The organism is Rhodothermales bacterium (genome assembly GCA_034439735.1).
In the GTDB taxonomy this organism is placed as follows: domain Bacteria; phylum Bacteroidota; class Rhodothermia; order Rhodothermales; family JAHQVL01; genus JAWKNW01.
Map to the genome: position 1 here is coordinate 16,044 of JAWXAX010000122.1, position 26,296 is coordinate 42,339.

A 26,296-nucleotide genomic window follows, 5' to 3' on the forward strand; every position below is an offset into this window, starting at 1 on the left:
ATCATCACCCATGATGCTTCGTACCCGCGCGCACGCACGCGCCGGTCTGATCGGAAACCCGTCGGATGGGTATTTCGGGAAGACGATTTCGTTCATCGTCCGCAACTTCGGCGCTGAAATCACCTGTTATGAGTCACCCCGCGTGGTCATCATGCCGGGGCCGCGCGATCATCTGACCTTCCAGAGCCGTGAGGCGCTGGTGTCGGACGTGCGGCTAAACGGTTATTACGGAGGGATCCGGCTGATCAAGGCGACGATCAAAGCGTTCAGCGATTCCTGCGACGAGCGGGGCATCGTGCTGGACCGCCGTAACTTTACGATCGAATACCAGACGAACATTCCGGTTCGTGTGGGTCTCGCCGGCTCGAGCGCCATCATCACCGCCACGATGCGTGCGTTGATGACGTTTTACGGGGTCGAGATCGATCTGCCCCTGCTGCCCAACCTCATCTTGCGTGTCGAAACCGAAGAACTCGGCATCGGGGCCGGCCTGCAGGACCGCGTGATCCAGGTCTACGAAAACGCCGTCTACATGGATTTCGACCGCGAGCTGATCGCGCAGCAGGGGTACGGGCACTACGAATATGTCGATCTGGCCAGCCTCCCCCCGCTTTTCATCGCCTACCACGACAACCTGTCCGAGGGCACCGAGATCACCCACAACGATTTGCGAAGCCGGTTCAACCGGGGCGACCGGGCGGTGGTGGAGGGAATGAAGACGTTCGCCGGCTTCGCCGAAGAGGCGCGCCAGCTGATCGCCACGGGGCGAGGCCGCGAAATTGGTCCGCTGATGGACGCCAACTTCGATCTTCGCGAGCGGCTCGTCCGGATCAGCGAAGGCAACATCCGACTCATTCAAACGGGCCGCCGCCTCGGCGCCCACACGAAGTTCGCCGGCTCGGGCGGCGCCATCGTTGGCGCGTACGACGGCGACCCCGAACGGCTGGAGCGGCTTCGCGCCGCCTATGAAGCCTTCGGCGCCCGCCTGATTCAACCCATCATCGAACCCATCCTACACGAGGTCCACGCATGAGCGCGAAACAGGTAAGAAAAGCCATCATCCCAGCGGCCGGTATGGGCACGCGGTTTCTGCCGGCGACCAAGTCGATGCCCAAGGAGATGCTCCCGATCATCGACAAGCCTGTCCTCCAGTTTGTCATCGAGGAAGCCATCGCCAGTGGCATCACGGACATCCTGATCGTCACCGGGCGCGGCAAGCGGGCCATCGAGAACCACTTTGACTATGCGCCGGAGCTCGAGGCCTTCCTCGTGCAGGCGGACAAGCGTGAGCTGCTCGGTCAGATCCGAGACATCGGCGAGCAAGCCTCCATCTTCTACATCCGACAGAAAGTCCAGCGCGGCCTCGGAGACGCCATCCGTCTCGGCCGCGACCACATGGGCGACGAGCCGTTCGCCGTCCTGCTGGGCGATACGATCATTCACCCGATCGATGACGAGCGGCCCGGGTTGCGTCAGCTGCTGGACATATACGAAGAAAAACAGGCGAGTGTCGTGGCCGTGCAGAAGGTGCCCCACGAGTGGGTGAGCCGCTACGGCATCGTCGCCGGCCGCGCCGAACCGGACAACCACGAACTCGTCCGCCTGGACCACCTGGTCGAGAAGCCGGCCGCCGGTAAGGCGCCGAGCAACCTCGCCATCGCCGGCCGTTACGTCTTCACCCCCGAGATATTCGACTGCCTCGATGAAACGACCGAAGGCCACGGCGGTGAAATCCAGCTCACCGACGCGATGAATCTGCTGGCCCAGCGCGAGCCGATGTTTGCGCTCGACTGGCATGCGAAACGGTATGACATCGGCAATCGGGTGGAGTACGCGAAGTGTTTTCTCGACTATGCCCTGCGCCGTGAGGATACCCGCGACGCGATCCTCGAACATCTGATCAAACTGCTATCGCTTCGTCAAGAGGCGGCCTGAAAACGTGGCAACGGACTCGCTGGATGCATTTTTCGCTGTTGGCGATCGGGTTTCGATCCCCGGCCTGTACGAGGACCTGGACCGCCGCCGGCGGCTGCTTTCGACCTCCGCCCGGGCCGTGGAGCGCAGCCGCGCTGTCGTGGAACGAGCGCTCGCGGCCGGCGAGGTGCACTACGGGATCAACACCGGGTTCGGCTATCTCAAAAACAAGCGCATCCCTCCCGAACAGATCGAAACGTTACAGCAGAATCTGATTCTGAGCCATGCGGTCGGGGTAGGGGACTGGATTCCGCGGCCCATCTGCCGGCTGATGTTGCTGCTCAAGATCCACGCGTTGGGACTGGGGTATTCGGGTGTCTCGCCGGGGACCTTCGCACGGTTGCTGTTGCTGGCGGAGCGGGACCTCATCCCGGCGGTGCCGCAACAGGGCAGCCTTGGCGCTTCCGGGGACCTCGCGCCGCTCGCGCATCTGTCGTTGCCTCTGTTGGGGTACGGATATTTCTGGGATGAGGCCGGCGCCGGCGTGACGCCCACCGAAGAGGTTTATGCCCGTGAAGGTCTGGCCCCGATTGCACTCAAGGCCAAGGATGGGCTCGCGCTCATCAACGGCACCCAGATGATGGGCGCCTATGGCGCGTTTATTCTCCATCGAGCCGTTCACGCCGTAAAAGTGGCCGACATTCTGGCCGCCATGAGCCTCGAAGCGCTCCAGGGCAGTCTCACCCCATTCGATCCGCGCATCCAGGCCCTCCGCCCCCATCGCGGGCAGCGTGAGGTGGCGGACAACGTCCGTGCCCTGCTGGCCGAGAGCCAGATTTTAGCGTCCCACCGCGATTGTGGCAAGGTGCAGGATCCCTACAGCCTCCGTTGCGTCCCACAGGTACATGGCGCCAGCCGGGACAGCCTGCGGCATGCCGTCTCCGTCGTCGAGACCGAGATCAACAGCGTGACCGATAATCCGTTGGTGTTTGAAAATGGGGATATTCTGAGCGGGGGCAATTTCCACGGCGAGCCGCTGGCTCTGGTGTACGATTTTGCGGCGATGGCCCTGGCCGAGCTGGCGAGTATTTCCGAACGACGCACCTACCTGCTGCTCGAGGGGCATGACGGCCTGCCGGCGTTGTTGATGAAAGAGACCGGCATTAACTCCGGCTTCATGATTCCCCAGTACACGGCCGCGGCGCTGGTCTCGGAAAACAAGGTCCTGTGCCACCCGGCATCCGTCGACTCCATCCCCACCTCGCTCGGGCAGGAAGATCATGTGAGTATGGGGAGCGTAGGGGCCCTCAAGTTGCTGCGGGTACTACATAACGTAGAGCATGTGTTCGCCATCGAAGCCTTCACCGTGGCGCAGGCACTCGATTTTCGGCATCCACTCCGGCCGGGTCGTGGCGTCGAAGAGGCCCACGGCTACATTCGCGATCGCGTGCCGCATGGCGAAAAAGATTATTATTTCAAGAACGACTTAAACGCCTGCACCGAGATTGTGCGGAGCCCGGACTTTGTTTCGATGGTAGAAACAGCAACCGGAGCGCTTGTAGGTCTGCCGGCGTAACCCACCCCGGTGACTGTCTGAGCAGCGCGGAACGATTTGTGACTCGCACGTCCACGCTACCTTCCGCTAAACTTTTCCCTGGGGCTCGCCTCCAGCGTCCGATGAACTTCTCGCCCTCGATCATACGTCGTCTCTCACGCCGCCCTATGGCCACATCCGCACTGTTGGCCCTGTTTGTGGTCACCGGCGCCTTCAGCTTGCTAGTGCCAGGACCGCTGGTCTGGCGCGAAGTGGATCAGACGAACACACCGGATGCCCGGCACGAAAATGCCTTTATCGAAGTAGGGGGTAAGTTTTACCTGCTCGGCGGCCGGAGTACACGCCGCGTGGAGATCTACGATCCGTCGGACAGCACCTGGACCAACGGGGCGTTCCCACCCTTGTCCATCTCGCTCCATCACTTCCAGGCCGTCGCGATCGGAACCACGATCTACGTGGTCGGCGCCTATACCGAATCGTACCCGGACGAAGTGACGGTGCCGAATATCTATACCTATAACACGACGAACAATACGTGGTCGACCGGGTCTGCGATTCCGACGGAGTTTCAGCGCGGCTCCGCGGCAGCGGTTGTGTATAACGGTAATATCTATCTGGTCGGGGGCAGCGTCGGCGGTCACGGCGGGTCGGCCGTCCGGAAGAAGGACTTTTCGATGTACAATCCCAACACGAACACCTGGACGGCGCTGACCCAGGCGCCGCGTGCACGCGATCACTTTCACGCCACGGTACACGGGCACAAGCTGTATGTCGCCGGCGGGCGCGACGGCTCCAACCCGGACAACATCGCTCCGGTCGACGTCTACAACTTCAACAGCGGGTTCTGGTCGACGCTCAGCAACAACATTCCCACGCCCAGGGGCGGCACGACGTCGGTTACGCTGGGAGACTATGTGCTCGTCATCGGCGGCGAAACGTCGCAGCAGCTCGCGCATGACGAGGTCGAGGCCCTCAATGTGCTGACGGGCGACTGGTTGGAACTGAATCCGCTGGTCACGGGCCGGCATGGGATGCAGGCGATCGTGTATGGCGACGACCTTTTTGTCGTCGCCGGCTCCGGGGAGAAAGGGGGCGGTCCGGAATTGACCTCGCTCGAAACCTATGAAACGAGCGGCGAGACGACGCTTCCGGTAGAACTGGCGCCCGGCTTCGAGGCCGTGGTGGATGGAGGGTCCATACACCTCCACTGGGAGACGCTGTCGGAAACCAACAACGCCGGCTTCGAGGTTCAGCAAGACGTTGATGGCCGTTTCGAGACCCTGGGCTTTGTGCCGGGATTTGGGACGACCACCATTCACCAGAAATACACGTACACCGTCAACCACGCCACGCCGGGACGGCATCGATTCCGCCTCAGACAGGTCGATTTCGACGGGGCGTTTGTCCTCAGCCCGGTCGCGCACGCCCTGATCGATCTCTTGGGTAGCCACTACCTCGGCGAGGTCTACCCGAACCCGTTTAATCCAGAGGCGCGCTTTGTGCTCACCGTTCCGCGCGAGCAGCAGGTGAAAATCGAGATTTATGATCTGCTCGGGCGCCAGCAAAAGACCCTGTTTGATGGGATGATCCTGGCCCAGGAGCCGACGTCGTTTACGATTCAGAGCGATGGCCTGGCCGGCGGAAGGTACCTCCTACGCGTCGTCGGCGAAAGCTTCACGGACAGCCAGGTCATCACGCTGCTGAAATAGAGGTGAACGTTTTGTACGTTTAACGTCGAACGTCACCATCAGCCGCTGCCCATGCCCACCGTTACCCCTGCCTCATCCGTTTCGACTTCGCCGCGTCAAATTCTCGTCCGCGTGGGCCTGCCGCTCTTGTTCATGGGTATCGCGGTAGCGGTTCTGGTGAGCAGTACCCGGCCGGCCGCGCCGTTTGTGCTTGCCTTTGACGGGCCCGTGGCGCCCCCGGCAGGGGTTACCCAACCTGCCGGCATGGTCTACATCCCCGGGGGGCGGACGCAGATCGGATCACAAAAGGGCCTCCCGATGGAAATGCCGGTTTTCGAAACAGAGATCGGACCCTTCTTTATGGACGAGCACCCGGTCACCGTCGCCCAATTCCGTGCGTTTGTCGATTCGACGGGGTACGTGACGCAGGCGGAGGCCTTTGGCGATGCGGCGGTGCTGAACATGGAAACGTACGAGTGGGTCCTGCTATCCGGCGCCACGTGGGAGTACCCGCAAGGTCCCGGTGGGCCCGTGGCGGCGGATGACCACCCGGTGACGCAGGTCTCCTGGAACGATGCCGCTGCCTACGCGCGCTGGGCCGGGCGCCGGCTGCCGACCGAGTTCGAGTGGGAGCACGCGGCCCGTGGGGCCACTTCGGCGCCGCACGAGTATGCCTGGGGCAATGCCCTCTTCGCCGATGGGAAGCCGCGCGCCAATACCTGGGAGGGCGAGTTTCCGTTTAATAATTCGGGGGAAGATGGATTCCTCTTCACATCGCCCGTCGGCGCTTATGGCAAAACGCCGCTGGGGCTGACCGACATGGGCGGCAACGTGTGGGAGTGGACGGATAGCTGGTACCGCTCCTATGCCGACCGCGATGCGCCGTTCGAGGCCGACGAACACAGCGAACGTGTCCAGCGCGGTGGGTCGTTCCTATGCAACGACGGCTACTGCCACGGCTACCGGGTGTCGGCGCGCAGCCACTCGACCCCGGAGTCATCGCTGTTTCACGTCGGCTTCCGCACCGTGATGGACCTACCCGGCTGAGGCGTCAGGGAGCCGGCGAATTCCAGATCGAGCGGAGTCTCCACACATCCAGCGACTCGATCGTAGCCGTGCCGCCTTCACTTGTGAACCGAACGCCCTGGCTCGAGGCGCGCGGGAACACACGGTCCGACAGCACCGCCAATCCGTCGTCGGCAAACACCTCCACCGAGGACCAGTCGACAAACACATGCAGCCGGACGCGTCCGTCCGGGGCCGCCAGAGGTGCGGCGTGGCGGGCGAGGAAGGCCTCATGGAAATCGCCTACACCGGAGGCCGACCGATCGATGTACACCTCGCCTTCGACGGCGTCGTACCCCACGATGGTGCGTTCGGTCTCGCCGGCCAGCACGGCAAGTTCGACGCGCGGCGCCCCGTTTAGGACAACATCCACCAGTATCTCCAGCTGGTTGTCGCGGATGTTCAGATCAGTCGCGTCGTCGAAGTCGAGGGATGAAACCGATTGATGCGCTTCGCGAAGCGTTTGCAGTTCGCGGACGGGCTGCTGGACGAGGCGGATGCCCTCGGGCGAAGCGCGGAGGCCGAGCGTCCGAGGGAGCGATTGCGAACTGCGCCAGGGCGAAGTCGGGATGTCCTGCGCGTACTGCCAGTTGTTGAGCCAGCCGAGCAGGATGCGCCGGCCATCGGAGGCCGGCATGTCCGACCATGTGACGCCGGCGTAGAAGTCGGCCCCATGGTCCACCCACAGGGTCTGCTCCGGCGGGTTGTCGTTCAGGAACGTACGCCCGTCGAACGAGCCGACGAAATACTGTCCGCCGGACCCGCCCGCGGCGGCTTTGGACCCGATATTGACGATGAGCACCCAGCGCGATTCGCCGCTGCCTTCGACGGGCAGCAAGAAGATATCCGGGCATTCCCAGATGCCTTCGGTCTCGCCGGCCGGTCCAAATTCGCTCAGAAACGTCCAACTCTTGAGATCTGGCGAGCCGTAGAAGTGCACTTTGCGCTCGGTTGAGAGCGATACGACCATGATCCACTGGCCAGATTCCTCGTGCCAGATCACCTTCGGATCCCGGAAATCCTTCATACCGAGGTCAAGCACCGGGTTGCCGGCGTATTTCGTCCACGTCCGGCCTCGGTCCACGCTGTAGGCGAGGTTCTGGTTTTGTAGCGTGTCCGTGTGGCCCGTGTAGATGGCTACCAGCGGCGTTTCGCCAGGGCCGGCGAATCCCGCCGTATTTGCGGCATCGACGACGGCGCTGCCGGAGAAAATCATGACCCCATCATCTTCCTCCAGCGCGACGGGCAGGTGCTCCCAGTGCACGAGGTCCGGGCTTATGGCGTGCCCCCAGCTCATGTGTCCCCAGCGGTCGCCAAAAGGATTGTACTGATAAAAGAGGTGATATTCGCCGTCGTGGTACACCAGCCCGTTCGGGTCGTTCATCCAGTTGCGTTCGGGCGAAAAGTGGTACTGGAGGCGATACGGCTCGCTGTAGGTCGTGGGCCGGGTGGTGCAACCGCTCGAAAGGAAACAGGTTAAGAGCACTATGGCAAGGCGGGAGATCATACGATACTGGGACGGAGAGGATCAGAGGGATGGTCGAACGCACGATAATCCTGGCACTCAAAATACAACGCAGGATGCGATATGCGTAATAGATTGATGGTGATTCTGCTGATGCTGGGAATCGGTCACGCGACGGCCGCGCAGCCTTACCGCGTAGCGGCCGTGATCGATGGCGATCGGCTGGTGCTAGACGATGGTCGGCGGATCCGGCTCGCCGGCGTAGATGCGCCTGAACGCCATGTCTCCGCCAAGCTCTCACAAGATGCCATCGCCTCCGGTCACGACGCCCCCCAGGAAGCACGGCTCGGGGAGATCTCGGCGGCCTACCTGGCTGCACTTGTGCGGGGAAATCTGTTGACAGTCGAGGTGATCGGCGATCCCGTCGTCGAGGTTGAAGGTGCGGAGCCGGCCTATCAGCCGGCGGTGGTGTACCTCGCCGATGAACGGGGCAACAGCCAGTACGAACTCAACGCTCGCCTCCTCGCCGACGGCTACGCACGCATCGCGATCGACGATGCCGTGGATGGGCTTAAGGAGTACATAGGCCTCTATCGCGAGGCACGCGCCAGAGGTCTGGGGCTGTGGGCGCCTGAGTCCATCGTTACGCCGCGCCCTGAGCTCGTCGGACCCGACACCCTCCCGTCCAATGAATCCGATCCCGGCGAATCCGTCTGCACCACGCATACCGCCTGCCGCTGGGTTACCGCCGATACCACCGGCGCCGGCCCGGGCGTATGGCAATCCACTCCGGGCATGCAATGCCCCTGTGCGCGGCCGAAGTTTTAAATTGAGGACGGATATAACGTTAAAAAGCGCAAAACGAGTCATCGTTTAGCGCTTTAACGTCGCAGGGGGAAGTGCCGGACGGAGGCCATACCCACCATGTAGGCCTCCGTCCTCCTTGGAAGTGCAATTAAGCAATTTGCAAAACGCGTGCCCGTACATCGTGGGCGTTAAAATAATTTTACGGTTGATGCTTCGGCCCGGCATGCGTACCGCCAATAGGGTTTTTTGGTGGAAATCGGGCGGATTCTGAGCGGGAACGGGGAGGAAATGGGGAGTGACGAGTGAACGGCACATCACGCGATTCGGGGAATCAATCGGAGCGACGCCAGAAAACGTCTACCCGGGAGGAGGCACAAGCGTAAGTGAGACAGAGCCTGGCACTCGAAATGATATTGTGCGTTGAGACGCGCAACCACTTCGGCGTTGGAGAAGCGCCTTGCGTGGTTAATCCTGGCCGGCCCGGTCGGCCTCGGCGGGTGCGGACTCGTCCTCGCCCATCGACACTTCAAGCGCCTTAAGGTAGGCGGCGAGCAGGGCGTAAGCCGGGAATCGGGCGGTTTCGCTGATATACCGTTCGGCGATTTTTACGCCGGCGCGATACACGCCCTTTGAGGAGTAGAGAACGGACCACAACCAGTTGCGGGACTCGATCGTTTTCTGGATGACCGCCTGGAGCAACGCATGGTCCTCCTGCGTGGCGTTTCGATACTCGATATGGGCCCGGCCGGAGTCAAATACGATCGTGTACCACGGCTCCTCGAAATCGTGCTCTTCGGTGTACTGGCAGCGGTTCGGCTCCAGCTGCGCCCAGCGGTCGAGGAGGTGTTCCAGCTTCATGACGGTTAGAATACCGGCAGGTCATTCTGAGGCCGGGCATCCCGCCTCGTCATCGCGAGCCGGTACGCTCCAGCCGGGGAGGAGGGGGGACGGAGATGGAATCCGATCTACAGCATACTTCCTTCGTCACGGCCGGCCCCTGGAGCAGGAAAAAAAGAAAAAACCGGCGCCGATAATCATACGATCGGATCCGGAAGGGCGAGGAGCGGGCAGCGGGCGCCGTGTGGGTACTACCCAGGCAAAAGCCCGCGATCTTACGGGACCGCGGGCCATGTGCTCGGACACTCAATCAAACTCGAGGATGCACTAAAGTAGGTAGGCGTCCGGCGGAATGTGTGGTCGAAGTGTGCCGGTTTCGTAGTGAAAGCTTAACGAATCAGCGCGTTACCGATTGCTGGACTTCCTGCTGAGCCGCGAGTACGATAAAGACGGCGATCAGGGGCAACATGAATTGCCCGGTGAACAGGCCAAAGACGAACATACCCAGGGCTACCACATGCCCTACGAAGGCCGCCATCTGGGTGGCTCGGCCATATTCGAAGGACGTGGCCAGGCCGGCGCGTAACACACGCCCGCCGTCCATCGGAAACGCGGGTAGCATGTTGAAGGCGGCCATCGAGAAATTAAACCACATCAGCGCGCCAAGCACCTGCGTGGGGGCGGCCAGCACGCTTGGGAGCGAAGGCGCTCCTCCGAAAAGGCTCAGTAGCACGTAGAGGGCGCCTCCGATGCCGAGGTTGACCGCCGGGCCGGCAATGGCGATCATGAACTCCTGAAACGGCTCTCGAGGCAATCGACTCAGGCGCGCGACGCCGCCTATGGGGTACAGGGTGATATCAAGCGTCGGGATGTTGTAGTGACGGGCCATCAGCGCGTGTCCATATTCGTGCAGCACTACACAGACGAAAGCGGCGCCCATCATCGCCACACCGGCCAGCGCCGCGAGGACGCTTGCCCCTTGATACAGATAAAAGACAAAAATGCCTCCCAGCAGGAAGAAAAACGACCAGTGTAGATTGACATCAATCCGGGAAAACGTCCCGATGCGAAATGGCTTCATAACGGTGCCGGTTGGTTGAAGATTGCGGCGGGTGATTGTGCCGGTCCGATGGGTGTAGTGCGAAGCCGGGCGGGTAAAGTTTCATTTTCGTATGTTCTCTCTCCTTGATTCTAGCTGCCATGGTGCGATGACGGTTGAACGATTCGAATCCTCGCTGACGGAAGCCGAGCCTCCCGCCGGCCTTACGCCGCCGTTGCTCGGTCTGTGGCTCGCCCTCGCCGGCCGGTGGGACGATGCCCATACCGCTGTCCAGGATGAAACGACGTCCGCCGCTGCCTGGGTCCACGCCTATCTCCATCGCGAAGAGGGGGATAACTCGAATGCCGCCTACTGGTACCGTCGCGCGGGTCGGCCCATCGCACGGGGCAATCGAGAAGCCGAATGGCGTGAGATTGTGCGCTCCCTCCTCGAAATGCAATAAGATGAAACGCGATCGGTCCGCCGTACTCGCTCTTTTTGTCCTGGTCACCCTCACAGGCGCCGCGCAGGCCCAGCCTCTTTCGCTCGTGGAGCAGGCGCTGCGCGAGGCCGTCGACCGCCGGGCGGACGAGGCCATTCCGTTCCTCGAACGCACCGTGGCCATCAACAGCGGTACGTTTAATCTGGAGGGCGTGCGCGCCGTGGGGGCCGTCTACGACGAGGCGTTTCAGGAGCTGGGGATGACGACCGAATGGATCGAATATCCAGACTCGATCGGTCGAGCCGGCCATTTCGTCGCGCGGAGCCCTGGCCGGGAGGGGCCTCGGGTGCTGTTGCTGGGCCACCTGGACACCGTGTTCGAGCCGGCGAGCCCTTTTCAGAACATCGTCCGCGAAGGGGGAAATCTGGTCGGGCCCGGCGTGGTGGATATGAAAGGCGGCAATGCCGTCATCCTGTTCGCCTTACGTGCGATGCACGACGCCGGCGTCCTGAACGACGCCGCGATCACCGTCATGCTCACCGGGGATGAAGAGGATCCCGGCCATGTGGAGGTCGTCCGTCGCGAACTGGTGGCCGAAGCTCGATTAGCCAGCGCCGCGCTCGAGTTTGAAGGCTCCGCGGGTACGCACCACGCGACTGTTGCGCGGCGCGGCGTCAGCCGCTGGCAACTCGTCGTGGAGGCGCGCACCGGCCACTCGTCTCAGATCTTCTCGGATGCGCTCGGCTATGGCGCCGTTTACGAGGTGGCGCGCATCCTGGATGCCTTCCGGCGGGCGCTCGACAGCGAGACGTTTCTGACGCTCAACCCGGGCCTTGCGGTGGCCGGCGCCGATGCGTCGCTCGACGAAACGGCCTCGATTGGCGAGGCGTCGGGGAAATCCAATATCCTTGCCTCGCGCGCCCTCGTCGAGGGCGACCTTCGATTCATGACCGAGGAGCAGAAGGAGATGGCCCGATCGACCATGCGCAACATCGTCCGCCAGAACCTGCCCGGCACGCGCGCGACGATTTCGTTTCGCGACCGCTACCCCGCCATGCCGCCGACCGCCGGCAATCAACGTTTGTTCGACCTCTTCGATACGGCCAGCCGTGACCTCGATCTCGGCGACATCCAGCCCATCGACCCCGGCGCCCGCGGCGCGGCCGACATTTCTTTCGCCGCTCCCTATGTCGACGCCCTCGCCGGCCTGGGTCCCAACGGCGGCGGCGCACACGCTGAGGGCGAACACATGGTGATCACCTCCCTGCGAATCGCTACCCAGCGCGCCACGCTGCTGATCTACCGGCTCACGCGGCCTTGATCGTGAAACCTACAAAACATATGTTCGTTATGTGTGTAACACGCATACACCAATTATCCTGCACCAGTTATTCTTCACGATGAACCATGGCGTACGACCAGGGACTGGCGGAGCGCATGCGCGACTGCCTGTCGTCAACAGCGGCTATCACCGAAAAAAAGATGTTCGGAGGCCTCGCCTTCATCCACCGAGGCTACATGTTCTGTGGGATCGTGGGGAGCGAATTGATGGCGCGTGTGGGGCCGGAGGCGCACGCCGCCTGTCTGGCGTTGCCGCACGTACGCCCGATGGACTTTACCGGCAAGCCGATGAGGGGGTACGTCTTTGTGGGCGTGGAGGGGATCGAAACGGATGAGACACTCCGGCTATGGATGGAGCGGACGATGAGGTTTGTGGAGACGTTGCCCGATAAAACGGGCGGATGAACTCAGCGCCGCAGCGCTTTGACCACGAGAATCGCCTGATCTTTCGACACCTCGGCGATTCCGGCGTCGCGCTCATGGGCTTTCGCGTCCTTGATTATGTCCTCCAGCTCCTGGACCTTCTCCGAATACGTGTAGCTTTTCCGGCGCTGCAGGCTTACCTCGAACCCTTTGTAGTGGGCCTGCTCCTTCGGCTCCTCCATCAGGGCGTAAATCAGCGGCGCCTTCAGGGCTTCGAGTTCCTCTTCGAGCGCGGCGAGCTCAGCCTTGATTTCCAAGTAACGATCGAGGATGGAGGCATCGTCCAGGGCACGCAGCATCGGCTCAACGGGTGTTGTGAAAGAAAAGGCGCGGGCGTTAGAGCCGGCGTTTTCGGAGCAGTTCGATCAGGACATCGACCTTGGAAGATAGGACCTTGATATCGCTTTTGCGATGTAGCTCGGTCATGGTGTCGAACAGGATCGGCTTCTGGAATTTTTGGGAGATGAGGAAGATCCAGCCACTAAATACCAGGATCAACGCACCGAGCGCCCATTCGTACCAGGGCACGGAGACCCGTGGGAAGAACAGGTAGACGACCGGATGGAGCGCCATGACGGTTCGAATCAGCAGCGACGTCAGCCGGCGATCCCACCGCTGGCCGGGGTACCGGCTGAGCGACCACGGGAATCGCCCCACCTTGACGGCGCTTTCCCGGTCGCGCAGGTAACGCGTGCCTTCAATCGCGTCTTCCATGAAGGACTTGACATACGACAACACACCGGCCGTGAACATGAGCGCGAACAGCGTATACCGCTCGATGGGTGTGCGGATGCTGCCGAAGGTGTAAATGGACAACTCCGGTGGATTCGTGATCAGCAGCATGAGTGAGATAAACGCCAGCGCAAACGAAAATCCGTGGTATCTACGCGCGCGAGTGAGGCTTTGGAGCACCGCCTCGGGGTGGGGGCCGAGCATCGAATCGCCGCGGGGGGTGGATGACATGAGCGCCGCGGAGTCCGTGCTGAACGAGTAGATGCCGTTGATGCCGGCGAGCACGTCTTTCGCCCCACGCAACCGAGTGGTTTCGTCGATAAAGGCGCCGCTGAAGTCGACTTCGCTGAGATTCGCGTCCTGCAGATTTGCGCTACGCAGGTTAGAACCGATGAGCCGGGCTCGGAATAAAATGGCCTTGCTGAGATCCGCCTCCTCCAGGTTGGCGCGTGTCAGGTTGGCGCGGCTCAGGTTGGCGTTGTGCAGCCGGGCGCGGCACAAGTTGGCGCGGAAGAGGTTGGCGCGCACGAAGTTGGCCCGGGTGAGGTCCGCGCTGAAGAGCTGTGCGCCGGAAAGGTCGCACTCGAATAGATTCGCCTTGATGAGATCTGTCCAGCGCAGATCCGCACCCTGGAGATTGGCCTCCAGGAGATTGACTTCGCGGAGGTTCGCCCCGCTGAGGTCGACTCCCTTCAAATTCAAACCGTGGAGGTCGGGCAGAACAGCTCGGTGTTCGTCGCGCCACTGGTTCCAAATCTCCACGCCCTGCCTTAAAATCTCAACGTGCTCGATATTGGCCATGATGCGAGCTTCAAGTACGACATTCAATCCGCATGACGCTTGCAGGTGCGGAGATTGGGGGTTGGGTAACGGACAGGGTCAAAGGAGGAGCCGGACGAGCCGGCGCTTCCGCCGAGTTGAAGGGTGGATTCAGATTACACTCGTCCCGAATGGCTGCGCTGCGAAGAGTCAAGGCGCATCTTTTCACCGCTAGACTCCTATCTGCACGCCACGGTCGCGCATTGTATCTTGGCCGCACATTCATCCAGCCCTATCTAGTATGCTCCGTCATCGCAGAAGGCGTAAGAAACCAGGCCTGGCGCCGGGTACCATGGAGTACACTGGGGCGCCTCGCACAGCGCCGGCTGAAATCTCGATTGTTGATTATGACGCCGACACGGTGCGCGAAAGCTTGAATGCAACCACGGCCGATTGCCAGATACTCGTGAATCCGGCGACGGTGACCTGGGTGAATGTCAACGGGGTGCACGATGCGAAGGTCATTGAAGCGATCGGAACGATTGCCGGACTGCACCCGCTCGTGATGGAAGACATCGTCAACCCGAACCAGCGCCCCAAATTCGAAGCCTACGATACGTACGCCTTCATTGAACTGTACATGGTACACCAGCGGCAGAACGGCTCGTTTGAGATCGAACAGGTGAGCATGGTGGTGGGGCCCCGCTACGTGTTGTCGTTTCAGGAGTTTGCCAACGACGTGTTTGCCCCCGTCATTGAACGGATCCGAACCGGCAAGGGAAACATCCGTAAACAGGGGTCGGACTACCTCGCCTACGTCCTCATCGACACCGTCGTCGACCATTATTTCCACATCGTCGAGCGGGTTACCGACCGGATGGACGAGATCGAGTCCGCCCTCCTCGCCGATACACACGACGGTGGCCTCGTGACGATCAACAACGTCAAACGGGACGTCCTTCACCTCCGCCGCGCCATCTGGCCGCTCCGCGAGGTGCTGGCCGTGATGGAACGCGATGAGGACAAATTGTTCGATAAAAAGACCCGCATCTACCTGCGCGATGTGCACGACCACATCATTCAGGTCATCGAAATCCTTGAGACGCAACGCGACTTCCTCGCCAGCCTCACCGACCTCTATCTCTCCCGCCAGAATCAGCGGATGAACGAGATCATGAAATTCCTCACAATCGTCGGCACCATCTTCATCCCCCTCACTTTTATCGTAGGGCTTTACGGGATGAATTTTGATTTTATGCCCGAGCTTCGGTGGAAATTCGGGTATCCGCTGGTGCTTGCAGGCATGCTCGGCCTTTCAGTCGCACTTGTTGTCTATTTCAAAAACAAAAAATGGTTATAACTCGTTGCGATCCGTGTTTCTCTGGGGCGCCCGGTGAGCTAATAAAAGGACGATGAGCCTTACGCCGTCTCCAGCGTTTCGGCTTGGCCATGCACATGCGTGGCCAAGGCCGGCCCATTCGGACGGTCGACCGCGGCCTGGATATTCGGGTAGGCGGTGCTGTACAGATGCTGGGCTTCACGCTGGATGGCCATGCGATTGCCATCACCGATGGTAGCTGTCGCCAGAGCGACACACGCCTTCCACAACGCGGCACGCAGCCCCCATTTTGCGATGGAAACGCTGCGCGTGGTCAGTTTGCCGTGTCGCCGAACAGAGACATTCAGGTAGGGAAATGTGCCCGTAGCGCCCTCCTCGTAGCCCACCATCAATCCGGGGACACCCGTTTTGATGCCTTTTCGAGATTCTTCAATGCTCCGGCCGGCGAGCTTGGGGGAGGTCTTGAGTTGTTCGTCACGCCAGTTCATGGCCGCCTGAAGCGCTTCTTCTTGCCCACCGTTCTGGCGGTCGGCAAAAAACTTGGAGCAGGGGTTCGATTTTCGCGTGATACGGACTTGCCATCCGTGGGTCGCCCGCGTATCGATGCGGGAGATGTTATGCCTGTGGTTATTCATCGCAAAGGACAGATTTCGATCCAGGTAGGTGCCTCGGCAAAGATGCTGTAGGGGTACAGCTATCCCCTGCGTTTCTCTTCGAGGGTGGATCGAGAAAACCGTCGCAGTACGCTTGCCTTCCGGATAGCGGCAGCCAGCGTTCGAGCTACACAATGATGTGGGTCACACTCCTATAATAAAACAATCAAATGGAGTTATTCTATACCGAAAATGAAAAGATTATGAGAAGCGGGCCGGTTGGCAGGCCTGTCCTGAGGGACGGCGGCGCAGCCGACGGACCCGAAGGATGGCAGGTTGTTAGGTAGATTATCCGTCTAGGATAATGACCTGTAATCTGCGAATCTGTACCCGTTAATACATCTCGTAGCAGGCGAGACGGCCATCGAGGGCGCCGTTGACGAGGGGCTTTTTCCAGGTGGGGCGGAGGCCGACGGACTTGAGGAGGTCGCGGTCGCCGGCGTAGACGAAGGCTTTCGAACCGGTGCATTGCTGCTTGAGGAAGTCGCCAAGCTCCGCGTAAAACGGGTGCAGGTTCTCGTCGCGGCCCATCCGGAGGCCGTAGGGCGGATTGGTGACGATGGTTCGGTTGGCCAGGCCGCCGAGTTTCTGGTAGGGGGCGACGGTGAGGCGGATGGGTTCGCTGCCCGGCAGGGCGGCGAGGTTGGCGCGGGCCATCGCGATGGCCTCGAACGAGCTATCGCTGCCGGCGATCAGGCCTTCGGGCAAGGGGCGGATGAGGCCGTCCATCTCTGTTTTAACCTCATTCCAGCGGCGCTTTTCGAAATCGGGCATCCCCTCGAATCCGAATCGGGAGCGGAGAAAGCCGGCGGGGATGCGGCAATAATGCATGTGGGCCTCGGCGAGGAGCGTGCCCGAGCCGCACATCGGGTCGTAGAGCGGCATTTCTCCCTGCCAGCCACTGTGCCGGATGATGGCTGCGGCCACGGTTTCCTGCATGGGCGCCATGCCGCCTTCGAGGCGGTAGCCCCGCCGGTGGAGCGACCCGCCGGAGACGTCGATGCTGATCGTCGCGTGGTTGTTTTCGATGTAGAGGTTGATCCAGAGGTCGGGTTCGCGGGTGTCGACATCCGGCCGGCCCCCGGTCCGCTCGCGAAACTGATCGACGATCGCGTCCTTGATGCGCAACGCGGCGTATTTCGAGTGGCGGATCTTGCTGTTGGAGACATTGGCGGAAACGGCAAACGTCTGGTCGGCTTGCATGAAATCCGTCCACTCGATCCCCATGGCCGTCCGGTAGAGGTAGTCCGGATTGTGGCAGTGGAACGCCGCGATGGGGGCGAGGACGCGCGTGATGAGACGGGAGCCGTAGACGATGCGGTAGAGCGAGGGCGGATTGGCGTCGAAAAAGATCCCACGGTACGAGGTGGAGACTCCGCGCGCGCCGAGTTCGGTGAGTTCTAGGGCGCCAAGTTCTTCGGTGCTGTGCGCGATCTGGGCGAAGAAGCGGCGGTTTTCCTGGTAGAGGTACATAGTGGGGTCAGGGTTGGAAGAGGCCTTTATAGCCTCAGCCGGCGGGGATGTTCGGTGGAGTGTTTCAGGTTCGACGTTTAGAAACTGTTGAGATTTGAACAACCAAAGGCATAGTCATCCCCCGGCTTTGACCGGGGGATGACTTACTCACTATGCAAAACGCAAATCTCGACGATTTCTTAATGGTTAAGGAATTGGGTAAGCCGTGCGCGGTGCAACGAAGCCTCGATCCTGGCCATAGCCTATTATTGATTTTGATTGTATTTTAGCGCCGGCCTGCGCTCTCGCTCAATCAATGTCTCTGTCTATGAGGATCCGGACGTGTTCGATTTGCCTGCCTGGCATGGTCTTGACCCTGGCGATCTTCGTGGCCAGCGCGCACGCGCAGCCGGTTCAGTTTCAGCGCTACTCCACCGCCGAGGGCCTGTCCAGCCACGCTGTTACGGCCGTCTTGCAGGATTCCAGAGGGTTCGTGTGGGTTGGGACATACGACGGGCTCAACCGCTACGACGGGCGCCGATTCGTGCGTTATCCTGTCGGCGGCGCCTATCTGACGGATGACGCGGTGTTGCCGGGGGCCCTTCTTGAGCACGCCGGCGGTCTCTGGATCGGCACGGTGAACGGCCTCAATCGGCTCGATCTGGCGACGAACCGGGTCGATCGATTCCTGGAGGCGTCGCCAGCCGATGCCGCGCCGGTGGCGGGCGCGATCACCAGCATGGCCGCCACCGATACGGCATCGCTCTGGGTGGGTACGCGCAGTGGGCTCTGGCGATTGGATATCGCGACCCGCACGATGGAAGCCTATGCCGTCGATGCGGACACCATTCCGGGCGCGCGGCTTGTCATGGCGCTTCACGTGGACGCGACCGGTGGGCTCTGGACCGGCACGAGCTCTGGCCTGTACCGCTTCGATGCCGGCCGCAACGCCTTTTCGCGGGTCGAAACGCCCGAGCCCCTGCCCGTTGTGCCGGTCACCGCGCTGCAAACGATGTCGGACGGTGCCTTGTGGATGGGGATCCTCGGCGGCGGCGTCATACGGCTTGAACCAGGCTCCCGGGCCTGGGCCACGGTCCGGCGTCCCCGCGAGGTGGTCAATGCCGAACATCACCGGGTGTACGCGATGGCGGAGGACCACGCCGGCACGATCTGGATCACGTCGTTTGGGGACGGTGTCTGTGCCTATGGAGGAGCGCCGGACGCCTGGTCTTGCGCCACGCACGCGCTGGATGATCCTCGATCGCTTTCGGATAATCAGACGACTTCTCTCCACGTAGATCGTTCAGGAAATCTCTTTGTGGGCACCTGGAACGGCCTCAGCAAGCTCAGGTCGCCCAAAGCGTTTACGGTCTACCCGGCCGATCACGACGCGCCGGGTCTCCATCTGTCGCATCCCCGGGTGAACGCCATCCACGAGGCCCGCGACGGCGCGCTGTGGGTGGGGCTGTACGGGGAGGTTGGATCGGCTGGATCGAGCGGCCGGCACACGCTCGCACTTCGAAGGACGCCCGGATCGCGACAGCCTCAGCAGCAATGAGGTGTGGGACATCACAGAGGATAACGCCGGCGACATCTGGGTTGCGACAGGTGGGGGTGGCGTCAACCGGTTTAATCCGGCTCGACGGGCCTTCACGCGATACCTACCGATTCCGGGTGATTCCACCAGTCTACCCGACGCGCTGACCTACTCCGTGTTTGAGGATAGTAGGCAACGGCTCTGGATTGGCACCGTGACCCGGAGTCTGGCGCGGTACGACCGGGCGACGGACTCGTTTGTGTGGTATCCTCCCGGCGCCGGCCCTTCCCATTACTCCGTCTGGCCGATCCTGGAGGACCGGCGCGGGACCCTCTGGCTCGGCACCGTTGGGAGCGGGGTCAACCGGCTGGATGCCGAAAGCGGGCGGTTCGAACGATTCCCGAACGTGCCCGATCTGCTCGTTCAGGCATCGCGGTTGAAAGTCGTGTCGATGACCGAGGCCGGCGACGGCGCCATCTGGGCGGCTACCATGGGCAATGGAGTGGTCCGGCTCGACCCCGAAGCCAACACGCTCCGGGCCTATGTCACGGCCGACAGTCTGGCGCACACCTCCGTCGCCTGCGTGTTGCCGGGGGATGGGAACGACCTGTGGGTGGCCACGGCGGCCGGGTTGTCGTATTTCGATGGGGAGAGGCAGGCGTTTACCAAGACCTATACCCCGAGCGATGGTCTGCCGGATGCGGCGTTTCTGGATGGGGCTTGCCACCGGAGCCGGCGGGGGGAGTTGTTTTTTGGGACGAACGATGGCCTTGTCGCGTTTTTCCCCCGGGACATTCGCGACAACGAGACCCCGCCCCTGGCGGCGATCACCGGGTTCGATCTGTTCGGAAAACCGTACGTGTCGGGGTTGCCGGGGGACCCCGTGAGCGGCGCGCGACTGAAGCACAACGAGAACGAGGTCACCCTTCATTTCGCGGCGCTGGAATTCACTTCGCCGGCCGAAAATCGGTTCGCCTACCGGCTGGACGACGTCGATGCCGGATGGGTGTTTACCTCCGATCCGTTTGCGCGCTACCCCAACCTGGCGCCCGGGGACTACACCTTTCGGGTGAAGGCGGCCAACAGCGACGGCGCCTGGAGCGCGGAGCATGCCACGTTGGCGTGGACGATCCGGCCGTATTTTTTCTGGCAGTGGTGGGTGCAGGCGATTTTCTGGTCCGTGCTGCTGTTTGGGGCCTGGAAAGGGGTTCGGTATCGGCTCAAGAGTGAACTCAAGACCTCGCAGCTGGAGGTTCGCACGGTGCAACTGGAGCGGCAGGTGGAGGGGGAGCGCGAAAAAAGCCGGCAGGATATGGTGAGAAAGCTGCACGACGACATTGGCAGCGAGTTATCCGCGATTGTGCTCCGGGTCGATTTCCTGGCCTCGCGCGATCGGATACCGGGTGAGGACCGGCGCGAGCTGCGGGCGATATGGGAGAGCAGCCGGCGGGTTGGTGAGTTCTTCAGGGATGCGACGTGGGGTATCGAAAGCGGGCACGATCGGTTGACCGATCTCATCGATCGGCTGGAAGAATATGCGTACCACCTGTTCCGCGATGGGCGTTCCATTTTTAATCGCCCGGACATCCTCCCGGACGTGATGCTGGACTCGCGGATCCGTCAGGAGCTCTACCAGATCGGCAAAGAAGCCATCCTGAACGCGCGGCGCCACGCCGGGGCGGAGCACGTCGCCATCGAAGTGACGTGTTCGGCCGACTTCCTGATGCTGACGGTGGCCGACGACGGCGTCGGGTTCGATGCCGCGGCGGAGCCGGCCGGGCACGGGCTCCGGCACATGCGTGAACGGGCGGAGGCGATCGGGGCAGATCTGACCATCGAAAGCGCCCCCGAACAGGGGTGCCGTGTGACGCTCCGCGCCAGAATAGCGTGATCACGTGATGCCCTAGGACCGCTCAAAGCAGTATGATTAGAGGTACCTCGACAGAAACCAGATTGACACCAATGGCACGTTCGTCCATCCGGGTATGGGTAGTGGAAGATAACGACGCGCAGCGCATGGCCCTGTGCGCGCCGCTCTCCGAAGTGACGGACATGCACTGTGCCGCTTCGTTTCCGCATGGCGAGGCCTTGCTGGCGCATGTGGAGGCCATGGCCCCGGAGGATGGCCCGGATGTCGTGCTGATGGATGTCGAGCTGGATAGTATGGCGCCGGGGAAACACAGGAATGGGGTCGAGTGCACGGCGCTGCTGAGGGCCCTGTTGCCGGATTGTGCGGTGGTGATGCTTACCGTTAGGGAAGATCCCCAGACCATTTTTAAGGCGTTTCGCGCCGGCGCATGTGGGTACATTACCAAGCAGCCTAGCATCGAGGAGGTGGTGAACGGCATTCGCGAGGCGCATCGCGGGGGGATGTACATGTCGCCGCCCGTGGCGCGTCTGGTGATGGCGCATTTTACGGGTGAGACGGGCCCGGACGCCCACATCCTGAGCGATCGCGAGCGCGAGATCCTGCGGCTCATGGAGCGGGGATTGCGCCAGAAACAGATCGCCGAGACGCTGTTTCTGAGTCCGCACACGATCGATTCCCACCTGCGTCATATTTACCAGAAACTGCACGTCAACTCCGCCGCCGAGGCGCTGGCGCGGGCGATACGGAAGGGGGAGATCTAGAGGGGGTGTATCGTCCAGGGTAGTAGACGGATCCGAATCGTTGGGTATATTGTACATCGGATCAGCATCAAGTACCAGATGGAACTTGAACGCGTCGATTCATGATACAAGCCGTTAGATAGCGTATCCGCATCCAGGCTGGAGGCGTCATCTCGGTGCAGGACGCCTCGCTGCCCGAAGGGGTCCAGGCAGAAGTTATTGTACTCCTTCCCTATGCCATTGGTGATGAAATGCCTCCTCTGACACTGGCCAACATGTTGGAAGCGGCAAAGGATTGTTCGCCACACCGGAGGACGACGCGTACATGATGCCCGTCGCGTGAGCGGGTTGGGCAAGCAAAGCCCTTTGCCGCCCCCGCCCCCGAAGCCTCAAGCCGAAGCGGATAACGCCCTGCGGTTCACCTGCGCGCCGCGAAGCGGCGTGACAGGTGCAACCGCTCGTTATGCCTCACCGCCCGAGCGGGAAACGACATCTAGGAAGCCTGGAGTGGTTGACATCCGCGGCAGACCTCTGCGACGCGCCGGCGAATCAGCGCAGGAACTCCTCAACGTGCCGAAGAAAGGCGTCGGCCTGCTCAAGGTGCGGGAAATGGCCGGAACCTTCCACGAGGACCAACCTAGCTTCGGGAAACGCCGCCTCCCATTCCGCGGCGGAGACAGCCGGGATCGGATCCTTGTCGCCGTGGATGATCAGGACCGGCACCCGAGCGTCTCCGAAGTCGGCTCGCCAATCCCAGTCCCCCATCGGTCCCAACACGGACGCGTAAACGAGCCCGCCGTTGCGTATCGCCTCGGGCGGGGCGTCGCAGACATCGCCGCGCATCCGCGCGTGCAGGGCCGTGTCGTGGGGATCGGCGAAGTAGCCGCGGGCAAAAACCGACCAGTAGGCCCGACACGCGGCCACCGGATCGCTGGCGTCGCGGCGGGCCTCCGCGAGCGTTGCGACCCGGGCCGCAGTGGTGCTGTCCATCCATGCATGCAGATTCTGACCGAACTGTTGCATGTAGGGTGTGGCCCGCGGCGGAATGGCGTCCACGAGGATCAGCCGCGCCGCGCGGTCCGGGTGCGATCGAGCGTAATGCGCGGCGAGGCCCGCACCCCAGGAGTGTCCGAGGAGGGTCACGCGCGTCAGCCCAAAATGTCCCCGAACGGCCTCAAGATCCCTGATATGATCGGCGAGCCGCAACCGCATGGAGTCCGTCAGAACCGTCGACCGACCCGCGCCTCGCTGATCGTAAAAGATCAACGCGTGGTTCCGCGAGAGGAGATCGAGGTCCGGAGCCAAATAGGCTGAGCTGAGGCCAGGCCCACCGTGAAGCACGATGAGGGTGTCCGGTCCGCTACCCAACAACTGGTAGTGCAGCCGTACCCCGTCGTCGGTCAGCACATGTCCCTCGTGCACCTGTTCGAGCGGCACCGGCAGGCCCTGACATCCGGCGCTTGCCGCGATCAATAGCACGGTCCCCACTACATAAATCATTCGTTCCATGGCTCCAACTCCCTGTTGTAGGCATAACTAATAATATCCAGTCCTTGTCAAGATATCACACCCGGGCTGCCGGATGCAACGACGGGCAGAATAAAGTGCTTACGGCGAAGGTACGTTTCCTATTGAGCCGTTGTCTGGATAAGAGGATTATGACCTCCCTCCTGCCGACATCCAGGGAAATCCCACCTCTTCGACTGCCATGGAACACCGCCGTCCACCCGAGCCAAAGGTGCTTTCCCGGCTCCACGAAGCCTGCCGGCTTCGCCACCTGAGTCCGCGAACCGAAAAAGCGTACGCCAGCTGGATTCGACGCTGCGCCCACTACGACAACCTGCGCCACCCGGCCATAATGGGTGCGCGCGAAATCAAGCAATCCTCTCCCACCTCACCGCTCACTGCCATGTCTCGGCATCCACACAGAACCAGGCACTCAACGCACGGCTCTTTCTCTACCGCCATGTGCTCGGCCGCATCGTCGACTTCTGGACCTCAAGGTCGCTCGGTGTCGATTCGGCGATCTTACAAAGTCGCATGACCGCCTCGAACAGGATGCCCTGCAGCTCCTCCAGCGATCCCGTTTTCCGTTTCCTGGGCCCGGCCATGATGTGAAGTTGAGTTAGTACGGCTTAAGATCTTGTAATATAAAGATTAAATCCCGTATACCCCCCAGGGGGGCATTTCCCCGTGGTCAACATATGCTCAATATCAGGGAACGAGGATGCGGAGAAGTGCGCAATCTTGCCGGGAGGGGCCGAAACGAGAAACGCCCCAACTCTGCCGTTTCGGGCAAAATTGAGGCGTTTTCTTAGGGTGGTCAGGGAGGGAGTGTTGTTGTAGCCTTTTTAGGACACTTTTGAGGGGGTGAAATGCCCAAATTTGCGCTAAAAAGGCACATTGTGTATCTTGAGGCCGTCCAGATCCTTCGGAAAACAGGGAAAAACCTTTAGTTATACTTTTAGTTGTTTTCCGGTATGTAACGCATGAATGCATCCTATGGCGACGATCTCAATTGTCCGCTACCCGGGCATGAAAAATCACGAGGGAACGGTCCCGCTCTATCTCCGCGCGTCAGCGGGTAACAAGGTTCGATACGCCTCGCTCAACGTGCGCATACCGGAAGCCGACTGGAACAGTCGGACCGAGCAGGTTCGAAAAACCAACCCCCACCACGCAAACCTGAACCGGTACTTGCTGGATGTGAAGTCGGAGGCGCAGGCCGTCCTGGCCGAGTTATTGGCCAAGGGACAACAGGTGACGGCCGCGCGGCTCCGCGACGGACTCCGCTCGAAGATCGACCCGGAAGAGGAGCAGAACGCCGGCGATTTCCTGGCGTACGCCATGGAGCTTTGTAATGAATACGAACGGCGGGGGCAGATTTCAACGTTCGAGAGCTACCGTACCTCCGTCCTTCAGCTGCGTGACTTCATGAAGGCCAGGTATGGCCGAGCGGAACTACCGTTCGAGGAAATCACTGTGACGCTGCTGCGAGGCTTCGAGACGTATCTACACGAAACGGTGAAGAGCGCGATCAACACCGTTCACAAGCGGATGCGATCGATTCGCACGCTGCTCTATACATCCATTCGAGACGGCCGCTTTCCCCAGGAGCAAAACCCATTTTTTCAGCTCAAGCTGAAGTCAGCCAAAGTGGAGAAGGGCCGTCTTTCCATCGAGGAAATTGAAGCCATCGAACGTCTGGAGCTTCCAGCACATTCGCCGATCTGGCACACGCGCAATTCCTTCCTCTTTGCCTTTTACGCCGGCGGCATGCGGTTCTCCGACGTTGTACTGCTTCAGTGGCGTCATGTGCAGGGAGACCGGCTGTCTTACAAGATGAAAAAGACAAACGAGGCCACGTCGATAGCGCTTGTCCCGCCGGCGTTGAAGATCCTGGAGTTCTACGCGGATCGTCGGACATCACCCTATGGGAGCGTTTTTCCCATGATCGACGGCTACGACACATCGACCCAGCGCGATCTGCACAATGCCATCAGCAGCCGGAATTCGCTTGCAAACAAGTACTTAAAGCAGATCCAACAGAAGCTGGGCATCCAGACACGCCTCTCGTTTCACCTTGCGCGCCACAGTCTGGCCGACTACCTCCGGCGGAAGGGGTGGAGCATTTATGACATCTCGAAAGTGCTGGCTCACGCCAATGTGCGGGTAACGGAGCAGTACCTCAGGGGTTTTGACAGCGAGGATCTGGACGAGAAGATGCGGTCGGTGTTCTGAGAAGGAGTGGATTTGATCGGTTCGCTTCGCAGGGTTTGGGCGATCGGGGGGAGATCCGATCATTCCCGCTTACCCGGTTGGATGGGGCCTAATGTGGCATGGTACGTGTGTCACGTCGTGCTGCGAAACGCAAACCCCGCTCCGTGGGTTAGCAGAGGCAATCGGTTCACCGTGGAGACCGAAGTACCACCCTGCCTGCTGTTATGGCCAATTTGCTCAACACCCGGACCGTCACGTTCCAGGAATTGCTGGGCATTGGCAAGAGGTACAGCGTCCCGCTCTACCAGAACGACTACTCCTGGACCGCCGAGCAGTGGGAAGACCTCTGGCTTGATGTGATGGAACTCCAGCCGGACTCGGAACGGCGCCATTACATGGGCGCTGTCGTCGTCAAAACCGAATCCGACCGGCTCGCGCTTATCATCGACGGGCAGCAGCGTATCGCCACGCCCAGCATCTTTGGACTGGCCATCATCGCGCGTCCGCACGAACTGGCCGAACGGACGGGCGACTCGGCCAATCGCGAACGCGCGGATGCACTCCGCGCGCGTTTCATCGGCGAACGCGACCCGGCCCATCTCACCGAAATCAGTAAACTATCCCTCAACGATCACGACGACGGGTTTTACCAGGACTACCTGGTTCAGCTTCGCGCGCCCAAAAATTCCCGCGCCCTGAAGAAATCGAATAAGCTACTCTGGGAGTGTTTTGTCTACTTCAAAAGGCACCTTGAGCAGGAGTGGAGCGTGGCCACGGACGGCATCCGGCTGGCGGAGATGCTCGCGGAGGTGATCGCGCGTCAGCTCCTGTTCATCCTGATCTCGGTGCGCGATGAGATTAGCGCCTACACGGTTTTCGAGACCCTCAACGCGCGGGGATTGGAGCTGACCACGACGG

24 protein-coding genes are annotated in these 26,296 nt (G+C 61.2%); 15 read left to right on the forward strand and 9 right to left on the reverse strand.

Features of this window, described 5'->3' with window-relative positions; all coding sequences use genetic code 11:
* Nucleotides 1-10 precede the first annotated feature (10 nt).
* The 5 genes from SH809_09870 to SH809_09890 all read left to right on the forward strand — a co-directional run bounded on the left by SH809_09870 (nt 11) and on the right by SH809_09890 (nt 6,204).
* On the forward strand, nt 11-1,033 hold the full coding sequence (locus SH809_09870; protein MDZ4699999.1) for a hypothetical protein: 1,023 nt from the start codon (nt 11-13) through the stop codon (nt 1,031-1,033).
* Nucleotides 1,030-1,935 (forward strand): UTP--glucose-1-phosphate uridylyltransferase GalU, encoded by a 906-nt coding sequence (gene galU, locus SH809_09875; protein MDZ4700000.1) that lies wholly within the window; start codon nt 1,030-1,032, stop codon nt 1,933-1,935. The genes SH809_09870 and galU overlap by 4 nt, the downstream gene beginning before the upstream one ends.
* Before the next feature lie 4 nt (nt 1,936-1,939).
* Nucleotides 1,940-3,490, forward strand: coding sequence for a histidine ammonia-lyase (hutH, locus tag SH809_09880; protein MDZ4700001.1), 1,551 nt, complete (start codon nt 1,940-1,942; stop codon nt 3,488-3,490).
* Between the two features lie 146 nt (nt 3,491-3,636).
* On the forward strand, nt 3,637-5,178 hold the full coding sequence (locus SH809_09885; GenBank protein MDZ4700002.1) for a kelch repeat-containing protein: 1,542 nt from the start codon (nt 3,637-3,639) through the stop codon (nt 5,176-5,178).
* Between the two features lie 51 nt (nt 5,179-5,229).
* A complete protein-coding gene (locus SH809_09890; GenBank protein MDZ4700003.1) occupies nt 5,230-6,204 on the forward strand; it encodes a formylglycine-generating enzyme family protein in 975 nt (324 codons plus the stop codon).
* Between the two features lie 4 nt (nt 6,205-6,208).
* Here SH809_09890 and SH809_09895 read toward each other — a convergent pair whose 3' ends face one another.
* Nucleotides 6,209-7,729, reverse strand: coding sequence for a glycoside hydrolase family 32 protein (locus SH809_09895; GenBank protein MDZ4700004.1), 1,521 nt, complete (start codon nt 7,727-7,729; stop codon nt 6,209-6,211).
* A gap of 81 nt (nt 7,730-7,810) precedes the next feature.
* On the opposite strand from SH809_09895, the gene SH809_09900 reads away from it, so the two are divergent.
* A complete protein-coding gene (locus SH809_09900) occupies nt 7,811-8,515 on the forward strand; it encodes a thermonuclease family protein (protein ID MDZ4700005.1) in 705 nt (234 codons plus the stop codon).
* Between the two features lie 444 nt (nt 8,516-8,959).
* Here the strand turns inward: SH809_09900 and SH809_09905 are convergent, their stop codons facing one another.
* Both SH809_09905 and SH809_09910 read right to left on the reverse strand, forming a co-directional pair.
* Entirely contained in the window at nt 8,960-9,352 is a 393-nt protein-coding gene (locus SH809_09905; GenBank protein ID MDZ4700006.1) for a hypothetical protein, read from the reverse strand.
* 376 nt (nt 9,353-9,728) lie between these two features.
* Nucleotides 9,729-10,412, reverse strand: a complete 684-nt coding sequence (locus tag SH809_09910; protein MDZ4700007.1) for a site-2 protease family protein — start codon at nt 10,410-10,412, stop codon at nt 9,729-9,731.
* A 91-nt stretch (nt 10,413-10,503) separates the two neighbouring features.
* On the opposite strand from SH809_09910, the gene SH809_09915 reads away from it, so the two are divergent.
* From SH809_09915 to SH809_09925, 3 genes are all read left to right on the forward strand, one after another.
* Nucleotides 10,504-10,833, forward strand: coding sequence for a hypothetical protein (locus SH809_09915; GenBank protein MDZ4700008.1), 330 nt, complete (start codon nt 10,504-10,506; stop codon nt 10,831-10,833).
* A gap of 1 nt (nt 10,834) precedes the next feature.
* Nucleotides 10,835-12,133: a M20/M25/M40 family metallo-hydrolase gene (locus SH809_09920; GenBank protein ID MDZ4700009.1), complete on the forward strand. Its 1,299-nt coding sequence runs from the start codon at nt 10,835-10,837 to the stop codon at nt 12,131-12,133.
* Between the two features lie 86 nt (nt 12,134-12,219).
* Nucleotides 12,220-12,558: a TfoX/Sxy family protein gene (locus tag SH809_09925; GenBank protein ID MDZ4700010.1), complete on the forward strand. Its 339-nt coding sequence runs from the start codon at nt 12,220-12,222 to the stop codon at nt 12,556-12,558.
* 2 nt (nt 12,559-12,560) lie between these two features.
* Here SH809_09925 and SH809_09930 read toward each other — a convergent pair whose 3' ends face one another.
* Nucleotides 12,561-12,875 carry a hypothetical protein gene (locus SH809_09930; GenBank protein ID MDZ4700011.1) on the reverse strand — a complete coding sequence of 105 codons (315 nt, stop codon included), beginning with the start codon at nt 12,873-12,875 and terminating at the stop codon, nt 12,561-12,563.
* Nucleotides 12,876-12,912: 37 nt separating this feature from the next.
* Nucleotides 12,913-14,010, reverse strand: a complete 1,098-nt coding sequence (locus tag SH809_09935) for a pentapeptide repeat-containing protein (protein ID MDZ4700012.1) — start codon at nt 14,008-14,010, stop codon at nt 12,913-12,915.
* Nucleotides 14,011-14,368: 358 nt separating this feature from the next.
* Here SH809_09935 and corA point away from each other — a divergent pair, with 358 nt between their 5' ends.
* Nucleotides 14,369-15,427, forward strand: coding sequence for a magnesium/cobalt transporter CorA (gene corA, locus SH809_09940; GenBank protein MDZ4700013.1), 1,059 nt, complete (start codon nt 14,369-14,371; stop codon nt 15,425-15,427).
* A gap of 59 nt (nt 15,428-15,486) precedes the next feature.
* Here the strand turns inward: corA and SH809_09945 are convergent, their stop codons facing one another.
* Both SH809_09945 and SH809_09950 read right to left on the reverse strand, forming a co-directional pair.
* Nucleotides 15,487-16,041 carry a hypothetical protein gene (locus SH809_09945; GenBank protein MDZ4700014.1) on the reverse strand — a complete coding sequence of 185 codons (555 nt, stop codon included), beginning with the start codon at nt 16,039-16,041 and terminating at the stop codon, nt 15,487-15,489.
* Between the two features lie 351 nt (nt 16,042-16,392).
* Nucleotides 16,393-17,532: a THUMP domain-containing protein gene (locus SH809_09950; protein MDZ4700015.1), complete on the reverse strand. Its 1,140-nt coding sequence runs from the start codon at nt 17,530-17,532 to the stop codon at nt 16,393-16,395.
* A 343-nt stretch (nt 17,533-17,875) separates the two neighbouring features.
* Between SH809_09950 and SH809_09955 the strand changes: the two genes are divergently transcribed.
* The 3 genes from SH809_09955 to SH809_09965 all read left to right on the forward strand — a co-directional run bounded on the left by SH809_09955 (nt 17,876) and on the right by SH809_09965 (nt 21,679).
* The gene (locus SH809_09955) at nt 17,876-19,069 is read left to right on the forward strand and encodes a two-component regulator propeller domain-containing protein (protein ID MDZ4700016.1); all 1,194 of its coding nucleotides are present in this window, start codon (nt 17,876-17,878) and stop codon (nt 19,067-19,069) included.
* Nucleotides 18,990-20,939: a two-component regulator propeller domain-containing protein gene (locus tag SH809_09960; protein MDZ4700017.1), complete on the forward strand. Its 1,950-nt coding sequence runs from the start codon at nt 18,990-18,992 to the stop codon at nt 20,937-20,939. Before SH809_09955 ends, SH809_09960 begins: the two co-directional genes overlap by 80 nt.
* A 71-nt stretch (nt 20,940-21,010) precedes the next feature.
* Nucleotides 21,011-21,679, forward strand: a complete 669-nt coding sequence (locus tag SH809_09965; protein MDZ4700018.1) for a response regulator transcription factor — start codon at nt 21,011-21,013, stop codon at nt 21,677-21,679.
* A 528-nt stretch (nt 21,680-22,207) separates the two neighbouring features.
* On the opposite strand, the gene SH809_09970 is transcribed toward SH809_09965, so the two are convergent.
* Together SH809_09970 and SH809_09975 are read right to left on the reverse strand one after the other, a co-directional pair.
* Complete coding sequence (locus SH809_09970; protein MDZ4700019.1) at nt 22,208-23,167, reverse strand: alpha/beta hydrolase; 960 nt, start codon at nt 23,165-23,167, stop codon at nt 22,208-22,210.
* 449 nt (nt 23,168-23,616) lie between these two features.
* A complete protein-coding gene (locus SH809_09975; protein ID MDZ4700020.1) occupies nt 23,617-23,769 on the reverse strand; it encodes a hypothetical protein in 153 nt (50 codons plus the stop codon).
* A 391-nt stretch (nt 23,770-24,160) separates the two neighbouring features.
* Here SH809_09975 and SH809_09980 point away from each other — a divergent pair, with 391 nt between their 5' ends.
* Together SH809_09980 and SH809_09985 are read left to right on the forward strand one after the other, a co-directional pair.
* Nucleotides 24,161-25,399 carry a site-specific integrase gene (locus tag SH809_09980; protein ID MDZ4700021.1) on the forward strand — a complete coding sequence of 413 codons (1,239 nt, stop codon included), beginning with the start codon at nt 24,161-24,163 and terminating at the stop codon, nt 25,397-25,399.
* Between the two features lie 203 nt (nt 25,400-25,602).
* The coding region (locus SH809_09985) for a DUF262 domain-containing protein (GenBank protein MDZ4700022.1) at nt 25,603-26,296 on the forward strand (694 nt) is incomplete at its 3' end.

Excerpts from the sequence above, each read along its gene's own strand:
- SH809_09930 (MDZ4700011.1), bottom strand. The coding sequence starts at position 12,875 with ATGCTGCGTGCCCTGGACGATGCCTCCATCCTCGATCGTTACTTGGAA.
- SH809_09980 (MDZ4700021.1), top strand. The coding sequence starts at position 24,161 with ATGGCGACGATCTCAATTGTCCGCTACCCGGGCATGAAAAATCACGAG.
- SH809_09920 (MDZ4700009.1), top strand. The coding sequence starts at position 10,835 with ATGAAACGCGATCGGTCCGCCGTACTCGCTCTTTTTGTCCTGGTCACC.
- SH809_09925 (MDZ4700010.1), top strand. The coding sequence starts at position 12,220 with ATGGCGTACGACCAGGGACTGGCGGAGCGCATGCGCGACTGCCTGTCG.
- SH809_09975 (MDZ4700020.1), bottom strand. The coding sequence starts at position 23,769 with ATGGCCGGGCCCAGGAAACGGAAAACGGGATCGCTGGAGGAGCTGCAG.
- galU (MDZ4700000.1), top strand. The coding sequence starts at position 1,030 with ATGAGCGCGAAACAGGTAAGAAAAGCCATCATCCCAGCGGCCGGTATG.
- SH809_09915 (MDZ4700008.1), top strand. The coding sequence starts at position 10,504 with ATGTTCTCTCTCCTTGATTCTAGCTGCCATGGTGCGATGACGGTTGAA.
- SH809_09965 (MDZ4700018.1), top strand. The coding sequence starts at position 21,011 with ATGGCACGTTCGTCCATCCGGGTATGGGTAGTGGAAGATAACGACGCG.
- SH809_09950 (MDZ4700015.1), bottom strand. The coding sequence starts at position 17,532 with ATGTACCTCTACCAGGAAAACCGCCGCTTCTTCGCCCAGATCGCGCAC.
- corA (MDZ4700013.1), top strand. The coding sequence starts at position 14,369 with ATGCTCCGTCATCGCAGAAGGCGTAAGAAACCAGGCCTGGCGCCGGGT.
- SH809_09870 (MDZ4699999.1), top strand. The coding sequence starts at position 11 with ATGATGCTTCGTACCCGCGCGCACGCACGCGCCGGTCTGATCGGAAAC.
- SH809_09895 (MDZ4700004.1), bottom strand. The coding sequence starts at position 7,729 with ATGATCTCCCGCCTTGCCATAGTGCTCTTAACCTGTTTCCTTTCGAGC.
- SH809_09945 (MDZ4700014.1), bottom strand. The coding sequence starts at position 16,041 with ATGAATAACCACAGGCATAACATCTCCCGCATCGATACGCGGGCGACC.
- SH809_09890 (MDZ4700003.1), top strand. The coding sequence starts at position 5,230 with ATGCCCACCGTTACCCCTGCCTCATCCGTTTCGACTTCGCCGCGTCAA.
- SH809_09970 (MDZ4700019.1), bottom strand. The coding sequence starts at position 23,167 with ATGGAACGAATGATTTATGTAGTGGGGACCGTGCTATTGATCGCGGCA.
- SH809_09905 (MDZ4700006.1), bottom strand. The coding sequence starts at position 9,352 with ATGAAGCTGGAACACCTCCTCGACCGCTGGGCGCAGCTGGAGCCGAAC.
- SH809_09900 (MDZ4700005.1), top strand. The coding sequence starts at position 7,811 with ATGCGTAATAGATTGATGGTGATTCTGCTGATGCTGGGAATCGGTCAC.
- SH809_09910 (MDZ4700007.1), bottom strand. The coding sequence starts at position 10,412 with ATGAAGCCATTTCGCATCGGGACGTTTTCCCGGATTGATGTCAATCTA.
- SH809_09955 (MDZ4700016.1), top strand. The coding sequence starts at position 17,876 with ATGGTCTTGACCCTGGCGATCTTCGTGGCCAGCGCGCACGCGCAGCCG.
- SH809_09885 (MDZ4700002.1), top strand. The coding sequence starts at position 3,637 with ATGGCCACATCCGCACTGTTGGCCCTGTTTGTGGTCACCGGCGCCTTC.